The sequence below is a fragment of the Arthrobacter sp. HMWF013 genome (genome assembly GCF_003061105.1).
In the GTDB taxonomy this organism is placed as follows: domain Bacteria; phylum Actinomycetota; class Actinomycetes; order Actinomycetales; family Micrococcaceae; genus Arthrobacter.
In genome coordinates this window covers 1-18,906 of sequence record NZ_QAIQ01000017.1, presented here as the reverse complement: position 1 = coordinate 18,906, position 18,906 = coordinate 1, and the positions used below count along the sequence as shown (strand labels likewise).

Annotated in this window: 23 protein-coding genes; 11 read left to right on the top strand and 12 right to left on the bottom strand. The window is 65.9% G+C overall.

The features are described 5' to 3' along the window. Window positions 1–41: 41 nt before the first annotated feature. From DBR22_RS00690 to DBR22_RS00675, 4 genes are all read right to left on the bottom strand, one after another. Window positions 42–1,199, bottom strand: a complete 1,158-nt coding sequence (locus tag DBR22_RS00690; RefSeq protein ID WP_181364967.1) for an alpha/beta hydrolase family protein — start codon at window positions 1,197–1,199, stop codon at window positions 42–44. Between the two features lie 77 nt (window positions 1,200–1,276). Continuing rightward, a complete protein-coding gene (locus tag DBR22_RS00685) occupies window positions 1,277–2,110 on the bottom strand; it encodes an alpha/beta fold hydrolase (RefSeq protein ID WP_108597317.1) in 834 nt (277 codons plus the stop codon). Window positions 2,111–2,151: 41 nt separating this feature from the next. Next, window positions 2,152–3,015, bottom strand: coding sequence for an alpha/beta fold hydrolase (locus DBR22_RS00680; protein WP_375134860.1), 864 nt, complete (start codon window positions 3,013–3,015; stop codon window positions 2,152–2,154). Between the two features lie 34 nt (window positions 3,016–3,049). Then, a complete protein-coding gene (locus DBR22_RS00675; RefSeq protein ID WP_108597316.1) occupies window positions 3,050–3,934 on the bottom strand; it encodes an alpha/beta fold hydrolase in 885 nt (294 codons plus the stop codon). A gap of 68 nt (window positions 3,935–4,002) precedes the next feature. On the opposite strand from DBR22_RS00675, the gene lysS reads away from it, so the two are divergent. The 3 genes from lysS (at window position 4,003) to DBR22_RS00660 (ending at window position 6,215) form a co-directional block, all read left to right on the top strand. Continuing rightward, window positions 4,003–5,535, top strand: a complete 1,533-nt coding sequence (gene lysS / locus DBR22_RS00670; RefSeq protein WP_181364966.1) for a lysine--tRNA ligase — start codon at window positions 4,003–4,005, stop codon at window positions 5,533–5,535. A 2-nt stretch (window positions 5,536–5,537) separates the two neighbouring features. Beyond that, window positions 5,538–5,747 (top strand): hypothetical protein, encoded by a 210-nt coding sequence (locus DBR22_RS00665; protein ID WP_108597314.1) that lies wholly within the window; start codon window positions 5,538–5,540, stop codon window positions 5,745–5,747. Between the two features lie 138 nt (window positions 5,748–5,885). Next, a complete protein-coding gene (locus DBR22_RS00660) occupies window positions 5,886–6,215 on the top strand; it encodes a histone-like nucleoid-structuring protein Lsr2 (RefSeq protein ID WP_108597313.1) in 330 nt (109 codons plus the stop codon). Between the two features lie 253 nt (window positions 6,216–6,468). On the opposite strand, the gene DBR22_RS00655 is transcribed toward DBR22_RS00660, so the two are convergent. After that, complete coding sequence (locus tag DBR22_RS00655) at window positions 6,469–6,795, bottom strand: DUF1772 domain-containing protein (RefSeq protein WP_108597312.1); 327 nt, start codon at window positions 6,793–6,795, stop codon at window positions 6,469–6,471. On the opposite strand from DBR22_RS00655, the gene DBR22_RS00650 reads away from it, so the two are divergent. The 6 genes from DBR22_RS00650 to dhaM all read left to right on the top strand — a co-directional run bounded on the left by DBR22_RS00650 (window position 6,794) and on the right by dhaM (window position 13,463). Continuing rightward, entirely contained in the window at window positions 6,794–7,492 is a 699-nt protein-coding gene (locus DBR22_RS00650) for a M23 family metallopeptidase (protein ID WP_108597311.1), read from the top strand. The two genes, DBR22_RS00655 and DBR22_RS00650, sit on opposite strands and share 2 nt — an antisense overlap. Window positions 7,493–7,604: 112 nt before the next feature. Further along, on the top strand, window positions 7,605–10,100 hold the full coding sequence (locus tag DBR22_RS00645; RefSeq protein WP_108597310.1) for an ATP-dependent Clp protease ATP-binding subunit: 2,496 nt from the start codon (window positions 7,605–7,607) through the stop codon (window positions 10,098–10,100). Between the two features lie 199 nt (window positions 10,101–10,299). Beyond that, the gene (locus DBR22_RS00640; protein WP_108597309.1) at window positions 10,300–10,809 is read left to right on the top strand and encodes an amino-acid N-acetyltransferase; all 510 of its coding nucleotides are present in this window, start codon (window positions 10,300–10,302) and stop codon (window positions 10,807–10,809) included. 315 nt (window positions 10,810–11,124) lie between these two features. Next, entirely contained in the window at window positions 11,125–12,126 is a 1,002-nt protein-coding gene (dhaK, locus tag DBR22_RS00635; protein ID WP_108597308.1) for a dihydroxyacetone kinase subunit DhaK, read from the top strand. A 3-nt stretch (window positions 12,127–12,129) separates the two neighbouring features. Then, complete coding sequence (gene dhaL, locus DBR22_RS00630) at window positions 12,130–12,759, top strand: dihydroxyacetone kinase subunit DhaL (protein WP_108597307.1); 630 nt, start codon at window positions 12,130–12,132, stop codon at window positions 12,757–12,759. After that, window positions 12,756–13,463, top strand: coding sequence for a dihydroxyacetone kinase phosphoryl donor subunit DhaM (gene dhaM, locus DBR22_RS00625; RefSeq protein WP_108597306.1), 708 nt, complete (start codon window positions 12,756–12,758; stop codon window positions 13,461–13,463). The genes dhaL and dhaM overlap by 4 nt, the downstream gene beginning before the upstream one ends. Window positions 13,464–13,466: 3 nt before the next feature. Here the strand turns inward: dhaM and DBR22_RS00620 are convergent, their stop codons facing one another. Beyond that, complete coding sequence (locus DBR22_RS00620; protein WP_108597305.1) at window positions 13,467–13,757, bottom strand: DUF3040 domain-containing protein; 291 nt, start codon at window positions 13,755–13,757, stop codon at window positions 13,467–13,469. A gap of 150 nt (window positions 13,758–13,907) precedes the next feature. On the opposite strand from DBR22_RS00620, the gene DBR22_RS00615 reads away from it, so the two are divergent. Continuing rightward, window positions 13,908–14,246 carry a YnfA family protein gene (locus DBR22_RS00615; RefSeq protein WP_108597304.1) on the top strand — a complete coding sequence of 113 codons (339 nt, stop codon included), beginning with the start codon at window positions 13,908–13,910 and terminating at the stop codon, window positions 14,244–14,246. A gap of 81 nt (window positions 14,247–14,327) precedes the next feature. On the opposite strand, the gene DBR22_RS00610 is transcribed toward DBR22_RS00615, so the two are convergent. The 4 genes from DBR22_RS00610 to DBR22_RS00595 form a co-directional block, all read right to left on the bottom strand. After that, on the bottom strand, window positions 14,328–14,822 hold the full coding sequence (locus DBR22_RS00610; RefSeq protein ID WP_108597303.1) for a hypothetical protein: 495 nt from the start codon (window positions 14,820–14,822) through the stop codon (window positions 14,328–14,330). Between the two features lie 37 nt (window positions 14,823–14,859). Continuing rightward, window positions 14,860–15,291, bottom strand: a complete 432-nt coding sequence (locus DBR22_RS00605) for a DUF3592 domain-containing protein (protein WP_108597302.1) — start codon at window positions 15,289–15,291, stop codon at window positions 14,860–14,862. A 3-nt stretch (window positions 15,292–15,294) separates the two neighbouring features. After that, window positions 15,295–15,726: a DUF3592 domain-containing protein gene (locus DBR22_RS00600; protein ID WP_108597301.1), complete on the bottom strand. Its 432-nt coding sequence runs from the start codon at window positions 15,724–15,726 to the stop codon at window positions 15,295–15,297. 79 nt (window positions 15,727–15,805) lie between these two features. Continuing rightward, complete coding sequence (locus DBR22_RS00595; RefSeq protein ID WP_258228994.1) at window positions 15,806–16,573, bottom strand: A/G-specific adenine glycosylase; 768 nt, start codon at window positions 16,571–16,573, stop codon at window positions 15,806–15,808. Between the two features lie 310 nt (window positions 16,574–16,883). Between DBR22_RS00595 and DBR22_RS00590 the strand changes: the two genes are divergently transcribed. Further along, window positions 16,884–17,576, top strand: a complete 693-nt coding sequence (locus tag DBR22_RS00590; RefSeq protein WP_108597300.1) for a hypothetical protein — start codon at window positions 16,884–16,886, stop codon at window positions 17,574–17,576. Window positions 17,577–17,665: 89 nt separating this feature from the next. On the opposite strand, the gene DBR22_RS00585 is transcribed toward DBR22_RS00590, so the two are convergent. Both DBR22_RS00585 and DBR22_RS00580 read right to left on the bottom strand, forming a co-directional pair. Continuing rightward, on the bottom strand, window positions 17,666–18,370 hold the full coding sequence (locus DBR22_RS00585) for an ankyrin repeat domain-containing protein (RefSeq protein WP_181364965.1): 705 nt from the start codon (window positions 18,368–18,370) through the stop codon (window positions 17,666–17,668). A gap of 9 nt (window positions 18,371–18,379) precedes the next feature. Next, window positions 18,380–18,906, bottom strand: a 527-nt coding sequence (locus tag DBR22_RS00580) for a GlcG/HbpS family heme-binding protein (RefSeq protein WP_108597334.1), incomplete at its 5' end; no start/stop codon positions are given.

Genomic DNA, 18,906 nt, shown 5'->3' with positions numbered 1-18,906 from the left:
AACCAACGCGGGGTACCCACTCCCAACCAACGCGGGGTCACTTAACGCTCAATCCGGGGCCCGGAACGGGCGCTAAGTGACCCCGCGTTGTGGTGAAGCCAGCCTTCCACCGCATTTTCCCAGAGTGCGGGATCCCTGTTCCACTCCTGCGTGTGCCGGCAGGCCGGGAACCTGACCAGGCTCACCAGGTCAGGGAAACGGGCCGCGTAGTCCTCGCTGATGCGGATCGGCGTGCTGGCATCGCCAACGCTGTGGAGGATGATCGCCGGCACGGGCGGTGCCATAGCGGTGAAATCCAGGGTCCGAAGATCCAGCGGCTGGGCCAGTCCGGCAAACCGGTGCAGCGGCCCGCGGAGGATCCTCAACACTCCCATGGCAAGGGCGGTGGGTAGACGCCGCGATGCCGTGTGGGAGAAGAGCGTCCGGTGCCAGTCCAGGACCGGCGCCGTCAGCACCAGCCCGGTGATCAGGTCCCGGTGGCCGGAGGTGTGGGCTGCGGCCAAGGCCATGGTTGCACCCATCGACCAGCCCGAGATGATGATCGAGCCGGCACCGTGCGCAGCCGCGTAATCCAGGGCCGCTTCCACGTCCGCCAGTTCGCTGAGGCCGAGGTGGTGTTTGCCGTCCGGCGTCGGGGGAGCGTCAGGGTCGCCGCGGAATGAGATGAGCAGTTGCGTGCAGCCGAGCCGTTGGAAGAACGGTGCCGTGCGGAGGCCGGTGGCCCGGCGCCCGCCGAGGCCATGGACGTGGATGACCCAGGGGCGCTGGGCGGTGCCGGGGATGAGCCATGCCGGAGCGGGCCCTGGCAGCTGCACGTCCTCGAAGGGCAGGCCGGCCCCTTCAGGGGTTGGGTAGACGTAGCCGGACCAGTAGCCCGCAGTGTCACGCCCGAGCCGGCCGCTGTAGATTTTTTCGACGCGGCGGGTGACCGTGCGGGCCCTGTTGTCGCTGGATATCACCTGACCGATGCGGGCGTGCCCGGTGCGGTTGCCCCAGTACAGGCTGTAGACGCCCGGAGCCGAGGTGTCCTGGTCGGCGCGGAAGGTGACAGAGCCGTCGTCGACGTCCAGAATCCGGGTGCGCTCCGGCCGCTGGACGATGGGGGTCACCAGACTCCTGGCGATCCGCAGGCAAAGCCAGCCCACAAAGGAAGCCGCAGCGAGTGCGGCTGCGGCACCGAGGAGGGACCGGTTGCTCACCCAGCCGCCTGGGCGGCGGGGCCGGAACGGGGCTGGCCCTGAACGCGGCCGGCAGTGCATGGGGCGGGGCGCACAGGTCAGCCGGCGAAGAACTCGCTGAGTTCGGTGATCAGCTTCTCCGGGGCACGGAGCACGCCGTCATGGCCGGCGGCCGGCAGGATGGTGTAGCTGGAGCCGGAGAGGACGTCGTGGATCTGGCCGCATGCCACACCGAAGTACGCCGGGCTTTTCTCACCCACCACGATCAGGGTTTCCAGGGGCAGCGCCAGGAACGGTTCGGCCGGCATGTCCGCGGCGATGATTGCCTTGATCTCGCGGACGCCGGTGTTCATCAGTTCACGCTGCTGCTTGCCCACATGGGTCGCGGCGGTGAGCTTGTTCGCGATGGTGAGCATGGACAACGGCATCCGGGAGAACGCACCGCCTGTTTCCAGGCCCTTGTTCAGGACGGCGAGGGCCCTGCCGTCATCCCCGGCCGCGGTGGCTTTTTCATATTCGGCGGTCCAGTCCGCCTTGACGCTGTGGTTCACGGACACCGCCGGGTCATAGACTGCGAGCCGCTCCACCGGGAGGGTACGCGCCGCGTGCAGGGCCACGGCGCCGCCGAAGCTGTGCCCGAAGACGTCGGTGCTGGACGTGTGCTTCATGACGGCGTCCAGGTCCCGGATATCCGTATCCAGGGTGTAGTCCTCCGGCTGCGGCGAGGAGGATCCGCGGCCCCGGCGGTTGAACGTGTGCACCGGCCGGCCAAGGGCTGCGCTGAGTTTCTGCGCGAATTTGGTGTAATCGGCTGCGGTCACCATGGAAGCCGGCACCACCACCACGCCGGAACCGGCCGAAGCCAGTTCCGCACCCGTGGAGAAGAGCTCCAGTGTGCCGCCGTCGGGGGTTCTGATGTTCTCACGCGTCATGAACCGAGCCTATCGGAGGTACCTGAGTGCTGACAGCAGGCTCAGCCCTTGAAGTACTCCGCGATGTCCGTGACCAGCTCATTCACCGCTGCCGGGATGGAGCCGTGGAAGCCTTTGGGCGAGAGTTCGTAGGTGCTGCCTGGTACCGAGGCGTGCAGGCGCTGCGCGGTGACCTTGTAATAGCCCGGGCTCTTGCCGCCCACCATGAAATGCGTGTTGGCGGGCAGGACGCCGAAGTCCCGGACGTGGTCGGCTTCGTCGTAGGCTGCCCGCAGTTCGCCGACTCCGGTGGGCATCAGTTCGCGGAACATCCTGTTGACCTTGGTGCGGGAGACCAGGGCCATGAGGCCGGCGAGGACGGGCTCGGGAATTTTGGAGAGCGTGGTGGCAGGCTGCATGCCCTTCTTCAGCCGGGCCAGGGCATGGCCTACATTGCCGGCGTTGACCGCTGCCTCAAAATCGTCCAGCCAGGAGGTGTCCATGCTGCCGTCGATGTTGACGGCGGCGTCATAGACCGCCAGTTTGTCCGGCTCGTGGGAAGTGCCGGCGAACTCCTGCACCGCATTCAGGGCCACCGAACCGCCCAGGCTGTGGCCCAGGAGGTTACGGGCGCCGGTGGCGTCCATGACCGTGCGGACATCCGCGATTTCAGTGGCCATGGAGTAATCGGAAGGCTGTTCGGTGGAGTTGCCCCGTCCGCGCCGGTCGTAGACATCCACGGCCCAGCCTTCGCCCAGGCCTTTGGCCAGTGCCACCGAGAACGGACGGTAGATCAGGGCGGTGAGGAACGCGCCGCCAATGACCACCACGCGGCGCTCGCCCGGCGCATCGTCGGTGCCGTAGCTGTACAACGCCAGCCTGCCGCCGTCGTGCGTGGGAAGTTCCTGTTCTTTCACGCTCCCCATCCTAAGTGTGGGGGCCTGGCCGCCGGCTCCAGGACTACCGGCGCCTCCCCAGCGCCCGGAGCTGGCCGTCGCTGCCGTTGATGAACCGGGCAATCCTTACGGCAAGGCCCTTGCCGGGACGGATCGGGCCCTCGTGCAGCTGGCCCGGCACCACCTGGAACGTGATGGCGGGGACGGCGGCTGCCAGCTGCCGGCCGGTCTCGGCGAAGTACGCGGGGCTCCAGCCGCCGCTCAGCATCAGGATGGGGGTGGTGAGGGACATGAAATCGTCCAGTTCGGCGTCGGCGTCGAGCACGGCGCGCATTTCCTTGACGGCGGTGGGCAGCAGCTGGCGCATCTCGGACCCGAGGTTGGTCCGGGCCGAGAGGATGCTCAGCATCCGCAGGGCGCCGAGGGGCAGGTAGGACAGGGGGCCGGCAGTGGCCAGGCCCTGGACCAGGTGCGCCCACGCATGGTTCAGCTGGCCGGCGGTCACTGCGTCCTCGAGTTCGGGCCGCCAGCGGTGGCTCAGGTTTCCGGAGAGTGATACGGCGGCATCGTAGGTCACCAGCCTGCTGATCGGCAGGGTCCGTGCGGCCTGCAACGCCACGAATCCGCCGTAGCTGTGCGCCACCACGTCAGTGGACCCCGTCTCGCGCAGGACCGCAGCGAGGTCGCTGATCTCGGTCTTCACCGAGTAGTCATCGGGCTGGGGCGATGATCCGTCCCGCCCCCGCCTGTTGTAGCAGTGCACGGGCCGGCCCAGCAGGACGCTCAGCTTCCGGGCGAAAGGACGGTAGAGGGCGTCGGTGACCAGAGTGCCGTGGATAAGTACGACGCCGGGAGGCCCCGCCGTCGTCGGGTCCAGTTCCACAGGGGTGCGGAAGGAATGCACGTCGAGGTGCCCGCCGTCGTCCGTCTCCACCGTCCATTTCTCCACAGCCCGAGTCTATGCCCGGGACCGCCCCCGGAAGCCGGGTGCGCGATCGCCCGGTAAACTTGGGGATTGTGACTTCCCAAAACACCCCCGCCCCCAAAAATGCCCCAGAGCCGGTCGACGCCAGCGAACAGATGCGCATCCGCATGGAAAAGCGCACCAAGCTGATCGAGCGCGGCACCGAGGCATATCCGGTGGGTGTTGAGCGCACGCACTCCCTCGCCGAGATCCGCGAAAAATACGCGCACCTCGAGGCTGATGACACCACCGGCGACGTCGTGGGCGTCACCGGCCGTGTGGTTTTTGTGCGGAACACCGGCAAGCTGTGCTTCGCCACGCTCCAGGAAGGCGGCGTTGACGGCAAGGGCACCCGGCTCCAGGCCATGCTGAGCCTGGCCAACGTGGGTGAGGAAGCGCTCGCCGACTGGAAGGCCCTGGTGGACCTGGGCGACCACGTCTTCATCAAGGGCGAGGTGATTTCCTCCCGCCGAGGCGAGCTGTCCGTGATGGCCGAATCATGGTCCATGGCCTCCAAGGCGCTCCGCCCGCTGCCCGTCCTGCACGCGGAACTGAACGAGGAAACCCGTGTCCGGCAGCGGTACGTTGACCTGATGGTGCGCGATGAAGCCCGGGAAATGGTCTACACCCGCGCTGCGATCACCCGGTCCATCCGCGAGAGCCTGCACCGCCACAGCTACGTGGAGGTGGAAACGCCCATCCTGCAGCTGGTCCACGGCGGGGCCCTGGCCCGTCCGTTCGAAACGCACATGAACGCGTTCGATCAGAAGATGACCCTGCGCATCGCCACCGAGCTTTACCTCAAGCGCGCCGTGGTGGGCGGAATCGACCGCGTCTACGACATGGGCCGGGTCTTCCGCAACGAGGGCGTGGACTCCACCCACAGCCCGGAATTCACCACGCTTGAATGCTACGAAGCCTGGGCGGACCAGTTCGTCATGGCCAACCGCATCAAGGAGATCATCCTCGACGCCGCGGACGCTGTGGGTGCCGGCCGGACCCTGCAGACGGACGCCGGGGAAATCAACCTCGACGGCGACTGGGCCTGGCTTTCCGTTTACCCCGGCTTGTCCGAGGCCGTTGGCCAGGAAGTCACTCCTGACACGTCAGTGGAGGTGCTGCGGGACATTGCCGCCAAGCACGAGGTGAAGGCGGACCCGAAGTGGGATGCCGAGAAGCTGGCCGTGGAGCTGTTTGGCGAAATTGTGGAGCCCACGCTGCTGAACCCCACCTTTGTCTATGACTACCCGCCCTCCGCGCAGCCGCTTGCCCGCCCGCACCGCGAGGACGGCCGCCTGATCGAGGCCTGGGACCTCATCATCGGCGGCATGGAACGCGGCACGGCCTTCTCCGAGCTGATCGACCCCGTCATCCAGCGCGAGCGGCTCACGGAACAGTCCCGGCATGCTGCCGCCGGTGACGACGAAGCCATGCAGCTGGATGAGGACTTCCTGCGCGCCCTCGAATACGGTGCGCCGCCGATGGGTGGCATCGGCCTGGGGATCGACCGTCTGGTCATGCTGTTCACCGGTGTCGGCATCCGCGAAACCATTCTCTTCCCGCTCCTGAAGCCGGAAGGGCACTGACTGTGGAATATGTCGCAGTTCTCCTGCCCTCGGTAGTGGTGGGCCTGATTTTCTGGTTTGCGATGAAATCGATCTTCAATGCCGATAAGGCCGAGCGGCAGGCGGAAGCCCGTGCCCAGGCCGAAGCCCGGAGTGCAGCAAATACCGAGCCTGATGCAAAAGCCAAAAATCAGTCTTCGCCCCCTCTGGACCGTCCGGATGCGGAATCCTGATATAGTCCCGGGACTTTGTGTGGATATCCACAGGAACCAATAGATGCTTTGACGCGTTGCCATAATGAGGGTCATACTTTTTAGAGGAACATCCTGCTTTTCTGAAAACCCGAACCCTTTCCCAGAGGAAGACTATTAATGGCACAGAAAGTAAACATCGTCCTCGTAGATGATCTGGATGGGGGATCCGCGGATGAGAATGTCCGCTTTGGCCTCGATGGGGTCAGCTACGAAATTGATCTGTCTTCGGCCAACGCGGCCGAACTCCGGACGTCGTTGGAGCGGTTTGTAACCGCGGCGCGCAAGACATCTGCCGGGCGGACTGCCCGCACCAAACCGGCAGTGACCGGGCGCGGCAATGATTCCGCGCAGATCCGTCAATGGGCCCGCGAAAACGGCTACACGGTTAACAGCCGTGGCCGAATTCAAGCGGAAATCCAAGAGGCCTACCAAAAGGCCAATTCTTAGGAGCCGGCCTCCAGCCTTACCAGGAACCCTGTCTTCGCCCCCCGGCGTCGGCAGGGTTTTTTGGTGTCTTGAATTGCGCGAAGGAACATTTTGTGCCGTCAGGCGGACAAGGCCAGGGACATGCCTTGAATTTTCCCGGCGAATCCATGCTTCGGCGGGAGACCCTAATGTGGGTAATTAGGGGATCGCAGCGGATTATTGCCTCCCGACGTGCTGATTGCCGGCTTCTTGAAGCTCTTGTGCGGGGTTGCGGTCAGACGGAATGCCCTAAGGCTGCCCAACCGGCACTAAGCGCCACTAAAGAAGCCAGCGACAACCAGGTGCGGTGGAGATTCCAGCGCGTCCACTTTTGTTCGAAGGCCTTCCTGGCCGATGCCTGTCCGGACCCCTCACCCTGCGCGAGCTGGTCGTTTAAAGGTATGTTGACCGCGAAGGTGATGGCCAGGGTTGCCGTGTGCAACGCCCACGCGATGCCGACAGGTAATGCACTGTCCAGCCCGTTGAGCGACGAATAGACGGCCGGCGGCGGGAAGCGGGCGCTCCCCTTCGGGACGCACCGGACGGGATCGAGGGAAGCCATGACATTTGAGGCAAACCCGGCGCTCCGGCATGTGGACGTTTCGCTCCCGTTCGCCGGACGGTGGAAAGTGGAAAACAGCCCGAAGCGCAGGGTCCCCAGCCATGGCACCAGTATGCTGGGCACCGCCTACGCCATCGACTTCGTCGGTGTGGACGAGAACGGCAGGACTGCCCCGGGCGTGAGCTGGCGGACCGCCCTCGGCACGGAGCCGCCGGAGCAGTTCTTCGCCTTCGGCCGCGAAATCCTGGCCCCGGTGACCGGCCGGGTCGCAGCCGTGCATCAGGGCGAGCAGGACCACGAGGCCCGCCGCTCCCCGGTTTCGCTCCTGCCTTACGCGCTGGGACAGGCTTCACGGCTCCGTCAGGGGCTCGGCAACATCACCGGCAACTGTGTGATCATTGCTCCGCGCGGAAGCGGCGCCTTTGTTGCGGTGATGCATCTCCAGGCCGGCTCCATCCGGGTATCCGTGGGCCAGGAGGTTACGGAGGGAGAGCACATCGCCAACTGCGGCAACTCCGGCAATTCCACGCAGCCACACGTGCACATGCAGGCGATGGACAGGCTTGACCCGTGGACAGCCCAAGGGCTTCCGATGCGGATCAGGCGCTATTACGAAAAGCCCCGCAGGTCCACGCGCTTCATACTTCGGGAAAACACGGTTCCGGACGAAGCTTCAACCGTGGAGGCCGTGCGCTAGCCGCTTCATCCCGTCACACGGACACGCATGGTTTCCCCTGTGGCGAACACGCTCCACAAGTCAGGGTCTGCCACGTAGCATCAAAGTACGTCGTAGCTAGGAGTGTGGCGAAATGTTTGAGCGATTTACGGACCGTGCCCGTCGAGTAGTTGTGCTTGCCCAAGAAGAGGCACGCATGCTGAACCACAATTACATTGGTACCGAACACATCCTCTTGGGTCTGATCCATGAAGGTGAAGGCGTTGCCGCCAAGGCTCTGGAGTCCTTGAGCATTTCGCTCGACGGCGTTCGCGAGCAGGTGCAGGAGATTATCGGCCAGGGCCAGCAGGCCCCGTCCGGCCACATCCCCTTCACGCCGCGCGCCAAGAAGGTGCTGGAGCTCTCGCTGCGCGAAGCCCTGCAGCTGGGCCATAACTACATCGGCACCGAGCACATCCTGCTCGGCCTCATCCGTGAGGGCGAGGGTGTTGCCGCCCAGGTGCTGGTGAAGCTTGGTGCAGACCTGAACCGGGTCCGCCAGCAGGTCATCCAGCTGCTCTCCGGCTACCAGGGCAAGGAAAGCACCGGCGGCGGAGGCGTCGGCGCGGGCCAGCCGGAAGGCACTCCCGCCGGTTCGGTGGTCCTGGACCAGTTCGGCCGCAACCTGACCCAGGCTGCGCGCGAGAACAAACTGGACCCCGTGATCGGGCGCGAGCAGGAAATGGAACGCGTTATGCAGGTCCTTTCCCGCCGGACCAAGAACAACCCGGTCCTGATCGGTGAGCCGGGCGTCGGCAAAACAGCCGTCGTCGAGGGCCTTGCCCAGGCTATTGTCCGCGGTGACGTCCCGGAAACCATCAAGGACAAGCAGCTGTACACCCTGGACCTCGGTTCATTGGTGGCAGGCTCCCGTTACCGCGGTGACTTCGAAGAGCGCCTGAAGAAGGTCCTCAAGGAAATCCGCACGCGTGGCGATATCATCCTGTTTATCGACGAGATCCACACCCTTGTGGGTGCCGGTGCCGCCGAAGGTGCCATCGATGCCGCGTCCATCCTGAAGCCCATGCTGGCCCGCGGTGAACTGCAGACCATCGGTGCCACCACCTTGGACGAGTACCGCAAGCACATCGAGAAGGACGCCGCACTCGAGCGCCGCTTCCAGCCCATCCAGGTCAAGGAGCCTTCCGTCGCGCATGCGATCGAGATCCTCAAGGGCCTGCGTGACCGTTACGAGGCGCACCACCGGGTGACCATCACCGACGGCGCCCTCGCCTCAGCTGCCAGCCTCGCCGAGCGCTACATATCGGACCGCTTCCTGCCGGACAAGGCGATCGACCTGATCGACGAAGCCGGTGCACGGTTGCGCATCCGCCGGATGACCGCCCCGCCGGAGCTCAAGGCCATGGACGAGCGCATCGCCAAGCTGAAGATGGAGAAGGAATCCGCCATCGACGCCCAGGACTTCGAGGGTGCTGCTTCGCTCCGCGACAAGGAGCAGAAGCTCATCACCGAGCGCGCCGAGAAGGAACGCCACTGGAAGTCCGGCGGCATGGATGACATCTCCGAGGTGGATGAGGATCTCATCGCCGAGGTGCTGGCCAACTCCACGGGCATCCCGGTCTTCAAGCTGACCGAGGAAGAATCCTCGCGGCTGCTCAAGATGGAAGATGAGCTGCACAAGCGTGTCGTCGGCCAGGACGAGGCCATCAAGGCACTGTCCCAGGCGATCCGCCGCACCCGTGCAGGCCTGAAGGACCCCAAGCGTCCCGGCGGCTCGTTCATCTTCGCCGGCCCCACCGGCGTCGGCAAGACCGAGCTCGCAAAGGCCCTGGCGGAGTTCCTGTTCGGTGAAGAGGATGCCCTCATCACCCTGGACATGTCCGAGTACTCCGAGAAGCACACGGTTTCGCGGCTCTTCGGTGCCCCTCCGGGCTACGTGGGCTACGAAGAGGGCGGGCAGCTGACCGAGAAGGTCCGCCGCCGTCCGTTCTCCGTGGTCCTGTTCGACGAAGTGGAGAAGGCCCACGCGGACCTCTTCAACTCCCTCCTGCAGATCCTGGAAGACGGCCGCCTGACCGACTCCCAGGGCCGTGTGGTGGACTTCAAGAACACCGTGATCATCATGACCACCAACCTCGGTACCCGGGACATCTCCAAGAGCGTTGCCACCGGCTTCCAGTCCGGCACGGACACGCAGACCGGCTACAACCGGATGCGCGCCCGCGTCACGGAGGAGCTCAAGCAGCACTTCCGCCCGGAGTTCCTGAACCGTGTGGATGACGTTGTGGTGTTCCCGCAGCTCACCCAGGACGAGATCATCGAGATCGTGGACATGTTTGTGGGCCGCCTCGAGAAGCGCCTCAAGGACAAGGACATGGGCATCGAGCTCACGCCCGCGGCCAAGGTGCTGCTGGCAACCCGCGGCTACGATCCCGCCATGGGTGCCCGGCCGCTGCGCCGCACCATCCAGCGCGAGATCGAGGACCAGCTCTCCGAGAAGATCCTGTTCGGCGAAATTCACGCCGGCGATATCGTCGTAGTGGATGTGGACGGCGAAGGAGACTCCGCCAAGTTCACGTTCGCCGGCAATACCAAGCCGCGCATCCCGGAGATCGCCCCGAGCGTCTAGACCACCAGACAAGCTGAAAGCCCTGTCCGCTCCACAAAGGAGCGGACGGGGCTTTTGTGCGTGGTGGAGGTGAAGCGAAGCGAGGGTGCCGGTGGCATTTGTGTAGCTTGCGTCAGAGCGACGAAGGAGCAGCAAGCGGCAAATGGCGCCGGTACCAGAGCATCCCGGCCACTCGTGCGGCCACCGTAGGATGGATCCTGTGACTGACGCCTTCCATATCCGCCCTGCCCGCACCAGTGATGTCGCCGCCATCAAAAGCCTGGTGGCGCCGTTGGCCGAGCAGCGGATCCTGATGGCCAAGGAGACGGTGGCATACTACGAGAGCCTCCAGGAGTTCCGGATCGCGGAATCCGACGACGGCGAAGTCATCGGCTGCGGGGCCCTGCACGTGATGTGGGAGGACCTGGCTGAAGTCCGCACCCTGGCGGCGTCCGACGCCTGGCGGGGCAGGGGCGTAGGTCATGTCCTGGTCGAAAGCCTGTTGGAGGAGGCGCGTGACCTCGGGGTGGCCCGGGTCTTTTGCCTCACGTTCGAAGTGGACTTTTTCAAGCGCCACGGCTTCGAGGTGATGGCGGACCAGACTGCGGTTGACCCAACGGTCTACTCGGAACTGCTGCGCTCCCATGACGAAGGTGTGGCGGAGTTCCTGGACCTGGCCCGGGTGAAGCCGAACACGCTGGGAAACACCCGGATGATCAAGGTCCTGTAACACCCCAACCTGCACCAGCGCCGACCCCTGCAGGGGCGGAGCAGCACGGCCTGAGGCTGTTGGCTTAAATCTATTTGTTGGATAAACTAGCCGGGCCGCGGTTCGGCCGGCAGGTAAGGGACAGTCATTGGGGGCTGTCCCTTACCTATGCCGCGAGCCCCTGCTCCCCATGGCCTGAACCCGGATGTCGGCGCCCGGACACTCATTGACCGGGTGGAACAGGTGTCCACCAGACGGGGCGGGCTACCGGACTGAATGCAGCGATAGTAGGGTCAAAGAGCATCCTCCGGAAGTCCCCTCCCCAGGAGTTCGGCCATGAAAAAGCTCATCAATGACCCCCGTGCAGTGGTCGCCGAGTCCGTCGAGGGCTTCGGACTCGCGCATGCGGCACTGGTGACCGTCAGTACGGACCCCCTGTTCATCACGCGGAACAACGTGCCGACGGCGGGAAAGGTGGGGCTTGTGTCGGGCGGAGGCAGCGGCCACGAACCGCTCCATGCCGGTTTTGTCGGTCTTGGAATGCTCGACGCCGCCGTGCCAGGGGCGGTGTTCACCTCACCCACGCCGGACCAGATCCTTCCGGCGGCGTTGGCTGCAGACTCCGGTGCCGGCGTCGTCCTTATCGTGAAGAACTACACCGGGGATGTCCTGAACTTTGAGACGGCTGCGGAACTGGCTGAGGCCGAAGGCGTCGATGTCCGAACGGTGATCGTCAATGACGACGTCGCCGTCGAAGACTCGCTGTACACAGCCGGACGCCGCGGTGTTGCCGGTGCCGTGCTGGTGGAGAAGATCGCCGGCGCAGCCGCGGAACGAGGGGACGGCCTGGATGCTGTGGCTGCGATGGGAAACCGCGTCAACAGCAACGTCCGGACCATGGGTGTGGCGCTGGCTGCGTGCACGGTCCCGCATGCGGGAACACCCAGCTTCGACCTTGCAGAGAACGAGATTGAATTCGGCGTCGGCGTCCACGGCGAGCCCGGCCGGCACCGCATGGCAATGGAGGACGCGGACGGCATCACCGACCGCCTGCTGGACGCGGTGCTGGGCGATCTGGGGATCGCCGCGGGCGAGAAGGTGCTGCTGTTCGTCAACGGCATGGGTGGCACCCCGCTGAGTGAGCTGTACATCGTGTACCGCCATGCCGCCCAGGTGCTTGCCGGGCGGGGAGCCGCCGTGGAGCGCTCACTGGTGGGGAACTACGTCACCGCCCTGGACATGCAGGGCTGCTCGATCTCTGTCCTCCGCCTTGATGACGAACTGACCCGGCTGTGGGATGCCCCTGTGAACACTGCCGCTCTGCGTTGGGGGGTGTGAGTCATGCTGGATGTGAACTGGACCATTAAGTGGCTGACGCTGTGCGCGCAGGCAATGGCGGAAAACCGGCTCTACCTGATCGAACTGGACCGTGCCATCGGGGATTCAGACCATGGGGAGAATATGGACCGGGGCTTTCAGGCAGTATTGGAAAAACTGGCCGAAGTCCGGCCGGAGACGCCGGGTGCGGCCCTGAAGCTGACCGCCATGACCCTGATGTCCAAGGTGGGCGGCGCCGCCGGCCCCCTGTACGGTACGGCGTTCCTGCGGGCCTCCACTGCTGTGGGGGATGCGGCCGAGGTGGATCCGGCGGCCTGGGCTAAGGCGCTCGTGGCGGCACGCGACGGGATCGTGGCACGGGGCAAGGCCGAGTCCGGCGACAAGACCATGGTGGATGCCTGGACCCCCGCTGCCGAGGCAGGACAGGCCGCCGCCGCGCATGGTGCGGGCAATGTGCTTGAAGTCCTGGTCGCCGCGGCCGAGGCCGCAGAAGCCGGCGCCATTGCCACCGACCCGCTGGTGGCACGCAAGGGCCGTGCCAGCTACCTGGGGGAGCGGAGCGCGGGCCACCGCGATCCGGGGGCCGCGTCCAGCGCACTGATCCTCCGCGCCGCCGTCGAGGCCGCAGCGTGACTGTGCGGCTGGTAGTGGTGTCCCACAGCGAAAAAATCGCCGACGGCGCGGCGGAGCTCGCAGCCCAGATGGCGCCCGACGTCGTGATCCTCACCGCCGGGGGCACCGCGGACGGCAGGATCGGAACCAGCCTCGAGAAAGTGATGTCCGCTTTGGACCAAGCGGCAGGGGGCGACGGCGTGGTGGTGGTGACGGATCTTGGGTCGGCTGTGATGACCGCTGAATCGGCACTTGAGTTCGCCGGGGACCCGGCCGATGTGCTCTTGGCGGACGCGCCCCTGGTGGAAGGTCTCGTTGCCGCCGCGGTGGCTGCTCAAAGCGGCGCCGGAGTTGAAGCGGTCAGACTGGCCGCTGAGGCGGTGTACGCCCACGCGCCCGGGGGTGCCGAGGCATCAACGGCGTTTATTGCCGGCACGGTCACCGAGGGCTCCGTCACCGGAAAGGGGCCGGATTTCACCGGTGACTTTGAACTGGTTAACCAGGCCGGCATGCATGCCCGCCCGGCCGCCAAAATTGCCGGCGGGCTTGCAGCGCTCAACGCCGAAGTCACTGTCAACGGTGTGGACGGTACGGCAATGACGTCCTTGATGACGCTGGCGGCGGGCCAAGGCTCAGTGCTTCACGTCGAGGCGTGGGGGCCTGATGCTGAGCGCGCCATCAACTACGTCGGCGGCCTGGTGCAGGCCGGCTTCGGGGAGCCGTAGTCCTTACTTCGCCGGCCGGCGGCGAAAGTCCACTTTGTGACCCTCGAACAGCAGGTACGTACCGATTCCCATGAGCAGGAAGCCGACGACGCCGACGACGATGAGCTGGGTGCTCACGCCCGCGATGAGCAGGACGATGCCGAACATTCCCGCCACGGCACCCACGTAGGTGCTCCGCTTGAAACGCACTCCCACGGAGCCCGATGAGAGTTCCTGGGCGAGCCGCGGGTCCTCGGCTGCCAGGCCAGATTCCAGCTCCTCGAGCTGTTTCCGCTCCCGATCTGAAAGTGGCACCGTTACCCCTTCCCGGCGTGCGGTGTTGTTCTAAATCCAACATCCGCAGTGTTAGTAATACTGAACGTACAGCGTCCGTGAGGGAAGTCAAGGGGAGTGATTCCGGGGGTGCCGGACCGGTCGAGGGGGCGGCCGGGAGATGATGGAACCATGACCATCGCCAAATCTGTCCTGCTCTTTATTCTTGCTGCTGCGGCCGAAATTGGTGGTGCGTGGCTGGTCTGGCAGGCCGTTCGGGAAGGGAAATCGTGGTGGTGGGCAGGTGCCGGGGTCATCGCCCTGGGCATCTACGGGTTTGTCGCCACCCTTCAGCCTGATGCGCACTTCGGCAGGATCCTTGCGGCCTACGGTGGCGTCTTCGTGGCGGGGTCGCTGGCTTGGGGGATGGTTTTTGACGGATTCCGGCCGGACCGGTGGGATGTCATTGGCTCGATCGTCTGCCTGGTGGGGGTCGCCGTCATTATGTTCGCACCCCGGGAAGCTGGATAGGGAGGCCGGTCAGGGGGCTGGCCCGGGGGTGCAGCCAGAGCGTGGCGGGACTGAAGCTGGGTGATGGTCTGGGTGCGAACCCTACCCCGCGTCGCTTTGCCGCAGGCCCATGGGGTCCAGGGTCACCGAAGCAGTGATGAACCGCCCGCAATTCTCCCCGAACGGGTAGGCGCCGCGGGGCCTGAACTCGAGGGTGCGTACCGGGAGGGCCAATCCGTCCGGGGCCGTCCCGGTAGCCGTCAGTGACATCGGTTCCTCGGTGAGGGTGTCGAGCATCAGGTGACCGATCCTGGTCCCGTTCGGCGATGCCGTGGCTGAACAGACGCCGTCCGGTGTGCAGCCCTGGTCTATCGAGTCGCTGCCGGGAGACAGCTCGAGGGCTGACTCCTTGCAGACTCCGCCCTGGCACGCCTTCAGGTTCAGTGTTTCCACCTGGGCCGCGTACTCGCGCGCCACCGTCACGGAAACGGCCGTGGCCTGCGCGATCGCGGGGCATGGCGCAGGGACGGGGTAGTGGTAACAGCCGGTGAGTACCGTCGTCGTCATCAATGCCAGAAGCACCGCAGACTTGCGCATACTTCAGCGTAGATCCGGCGGACTCAGCCCTGAACTGCTACCAGAGAAGTGACGCAAACATTGTTATGCCCAGGGCGCCGAAGATGACCATCATGAGACCTGTGGACAGGCGGCCCTTGGCGACCAAAAATCCCGGACGGGTGGATTCGGCGGGGTTGGCCGGGTTGTAGCGCACTGGAATGGCGTTGCCGATGATCTCCTGGTCCGGGCCGTAGATATCGGACTGGCCCAGCCACCGCTTTCCGGCGGCGTCGTGGAATTCGAAGGACGGTGCGAAGCGGTTGCGCCCGTTGCTGCCGTGGCCGTCCCTGCCATGCAGGTTTCCGGTGACGGTGGCCGAGGCTTCCGCCCACCCGCGCGTCTGGGCGCGGCGCCGGAAGGACGGTGCCAGCGACATCCCCACCAGGATCAGGCCAAGGGCAAGGAAAAGGCCGGGCAGGACGATAAAGATCAGTTTGACGGAGTCCATGGTTCAGCCCAGCGGAAAAGCGCCGGCGGCCCAGAACAGCAGCAGGGCGAAAAATCCGAACGCCGGGATCGCGCAGCCGATCAGTGCCTTGGATTCGGACGATACCTCGAACGACTGGTTCGGATTCACCGGGTTGTAGGCCACATTCAGGAGCGATCCGGGTGCCTGCTGGTTGCGGTACGAAACCTCGGATTCACCGGCATACAGGGCACCGTTCGGGTGAGCGAACTGGTAGGTGGGGTAATAAACCCGGCTTCGGGTGCCGTTGCCGCCGCCGTTGGTCCAGCCCCCTACGTTGCCTGTCACGGTGGCCTGCACTTTCGGCCAGCCGGCGATCTGCTGTTCATGCTTCTTCGTCTGCCGCAGGTGCTTGACGAGCAGGTAAGTGGCGGTGGCCACAAACAGCGCCCAGATGATGTACAGCACGATTCTCATTAACGTCCCCCAGATCGAGTCACCAGAAAGTATGCCACCCGGAGTACGCCAGCCCGTAACGAGGCATCCGGAGAAGGCGTCAGGCGGGCAGCCGGTATCCACCCTCGTGCAGCTGGGCCAGGCCGTCGTTGACCAGGCCGCCCAGTGCGCGTTCGAGCTGCTCCGGCGCGGTATTGAGCCGGTGGAGTGCCGCCAGCGGCACCCCGATGCCCTCCGGGGCGAACCCGAGGTCAGCGGGTTCCTGTTCGAACATCTCCGCAGGCACGGGCGTTTCGGCGAGCCGGAGCACGGCCAGCACGGCACCGCGGACCTGGCGGTCGGTGCCGTGCCACGCCTGGCCCTTGGGGATGTACGACGGCGGCGGCTCACCTGCTGCAAGCCACGCGCAGGAGTCCCGCACCGGACAGTCGGCGCACTTCGGCGCCCTCGCCGTGCAGACGAGCGCCCCCAGTTCCATGACCGCAGCGTTCCAGCGGACGGAGGTGCCGACGTCGTCCGGGAGCAGTTCCGCCGCGAGCCTCATTTCTGCGGCGGTCAGGGAGGGGGAGGGGAGCGCGACGCCGGAGACCAGGCGTGCGTGCACGCGCCGGATGTTCGTGTCCACGACGGTTTCCCGGCGCCCGAAAGCGAAGGCCGCGACGGCTGCGGCGGTGTAGCTGCCCACCCCTGGCAGGGCCAGCAGTTCGGTGTAGTTGCCGGGCACCTTGCCGCCGTGGTCGCTGACGATGGCAGCGGCGGCCGCATGGAGCCGCAGTGCCCGGCGGGGGTAGCCTAGCCGGCCCCAGGACCGGACGGCTTCACCGGCCAGCTCACCCGCGAGGCCAGCCGGGGTGGGCCAGCGCGCCAGTCACTCCCGCCAGACCGGCAGGACCCGAACCACCGGGGTCTGCTGCAGCATGATCTCGCTGACCAGGACGCCCCACGGTGAGCACTGCGGTTCCCGCCAGGGAAGGTCGCGCGCGGTCCCGGCAAACCAGCCGGTGATGCTGCCGTGCAGGGAAGTGAGGTGGGCGCGGCTGTCCGCGGGCGCGGCTGGGGTGAGGGTTGAAGCGTCGATTCCAACACTGTAATGGATGCGGCAAACTGTGACCTTAGCGATGGCTGGGCGCGCGGCGTGGTGGAACGGCAGAATCCGGCCGGTTCTCTAGCCTAGAAGAATGGGCAGGCAAGGCAATTCATCACCACGCAAGACAGCATCCGGGTCCCGGACCGGTTCCGGCGGCAGCGGCACGACCAGCGCCGCCGTCTACCGCCGCCGTAGGCTGTTTGTCGGCGTAGCCCTCCTGGTTGCCGTGGCCCTGGGTTTCGGCGGCTTCGCGGTTGCGGGCGCGTTCAGCGGCAGCAGCGAGCAGGCCTCCTCCACTGACGGCGCCACCGGCAGCGCCACCGGGCAGGCGCCCGATCCCGGCGCGTCGGCGTCGGCAACCCCGGCGGGCGCCCCGACACCTACCCCTACGCCCACCTGCAACCAGAACCTCGTGACAGTCTCCGCCTCCACCGACAAGGCCGCCTACGGCCCTGACGAGAACCCGCTGCTCAGCCTGAAGGTGACCAACGGCGGCACCATGCCCTGCGAAGTGAACATCGGCACGTCGCAGATGGAGTACCTGATCACCAGCGGCGCGGACAGGATCTTTTCCTCCCGCGACTGCCAGGCCAAGAGCGAAGACCTGGTGAAGACCATCGCCCCGGGTGCCAGCGAGACGGCGAACCTGCCCTGGCCCCGCAACCGGACCCTGGAAGGATGCAGCCCCATCGGGGCCAAGCCCGGCGCCGGCGGCGCGTACTACATCTTCACGGCGAAACTTGGCTCCAAAGCCAGCCCCAGGGCGGTCTTTCAGCTCAACTGACCTGAGCTGACGTGCACCCCGGCTGCGTCATCGATGCGGAAAACCCGCGCGCCGGGAGAGTGGGGACTTCAGCCGCCTCGTCCTGCAGCTCAGCGAACCGCGGACGCCGCCTCGATGATGTTGACGATCTCCGCGAATCCGAGCCGTTGGGCGTTCTCCAGGGCCGTATGTCCCTGCGGGTCCCGGATGGTGGGGTCTGCGCCCGCCGCCAGGAGCTGCCGGACCACATCCTGCTGTCGCGGTCCGCCGTTGTTGAGGAGGATGGCTTCCTGCATGGCGGTCCAGCCGAGGTTGTTGACGTGGTCTACCGGCACCCCGGCTGCAATGAGGATCCGCACCGTCTCGGCGTGGCCGTGTTCGCTGGCGGGAATCAGTGCGGTCCCGCCGTATCGGTTGGTGCTGGCCACGTCCGCACCGTTGGCGAGCGTCAGCAGCAGGACGTCATTGAATCCTTCTGCGCCGGCGTACAGAAACGCTGAATCCGCAATGTCGTCCTTGGCGTTCACGTTGCCGCCGGCCCGGATCAGTTCGGATACCTTGCCGACGTCGTTGGCTTTTGCTGCCTGGATAAGACGCCGGTCCAAGGCGGCCTGCGCTTCCGGGGCCAGGGCCGGTGGACCAGACGGTGCTGTAACCGGCGGAACCGGTGCAGGGTTTGTCGGTGGGGCTGTTTTCCCGGGGGTCTCCGCGGCCGTCAGCGAGCCCGGACCGGGAGGCTCACCGGCTCCCGGGCTGCAGGCCGCCAGTCCCAGCAGCGCTGCGCAGATCACGAGAAGATTCCGGCGCCCAGCCATGGTGACAGCCTACTTCGCAGTTCCCGCTGCCGCCGCGGCGATGGCTTCCGCCCCGGCTGCGGCGCAGGTTTCGTCGAGCGTGCCGTCCGGCGCTCCTCCGACGCCGATGCCTGCCACGGAGACCCCATTGACCTTGAGCGGAATGCCACCGGCCAGGAAGAGGGTGCCCGGGAGGTCTGCGATGCTGGGGCCGTTCCCGTTAATCCGTTTTGCCAGCTCGCTGGTGGGTGTTCCGAAGGCGGCTGCGGTGTACGCCTTCCGCTTGGCAGCTTCGATCGTGTGTTCTGCGGCGTTGTCACCCCGGAGCAGGGCCTGGACGGTACCGAAACGGTCCACCAGTGCCACCGTCACGAAGGGCAGCTTCTCAGCCTGGCATGTGGCCAAGGCTGCCTGCACCGCTGCAGCGGAGGCTCCCACGCTGATCCGGTTCTGAGCCACGACATTTTCCGGGACGGGCTGGATGTCCGCGGCGGGCACGGCGGTGGGGGACAGGACCGGGGCTGGCCCGGCGTTCGCGGCCGCGGTCATCCCTCCGG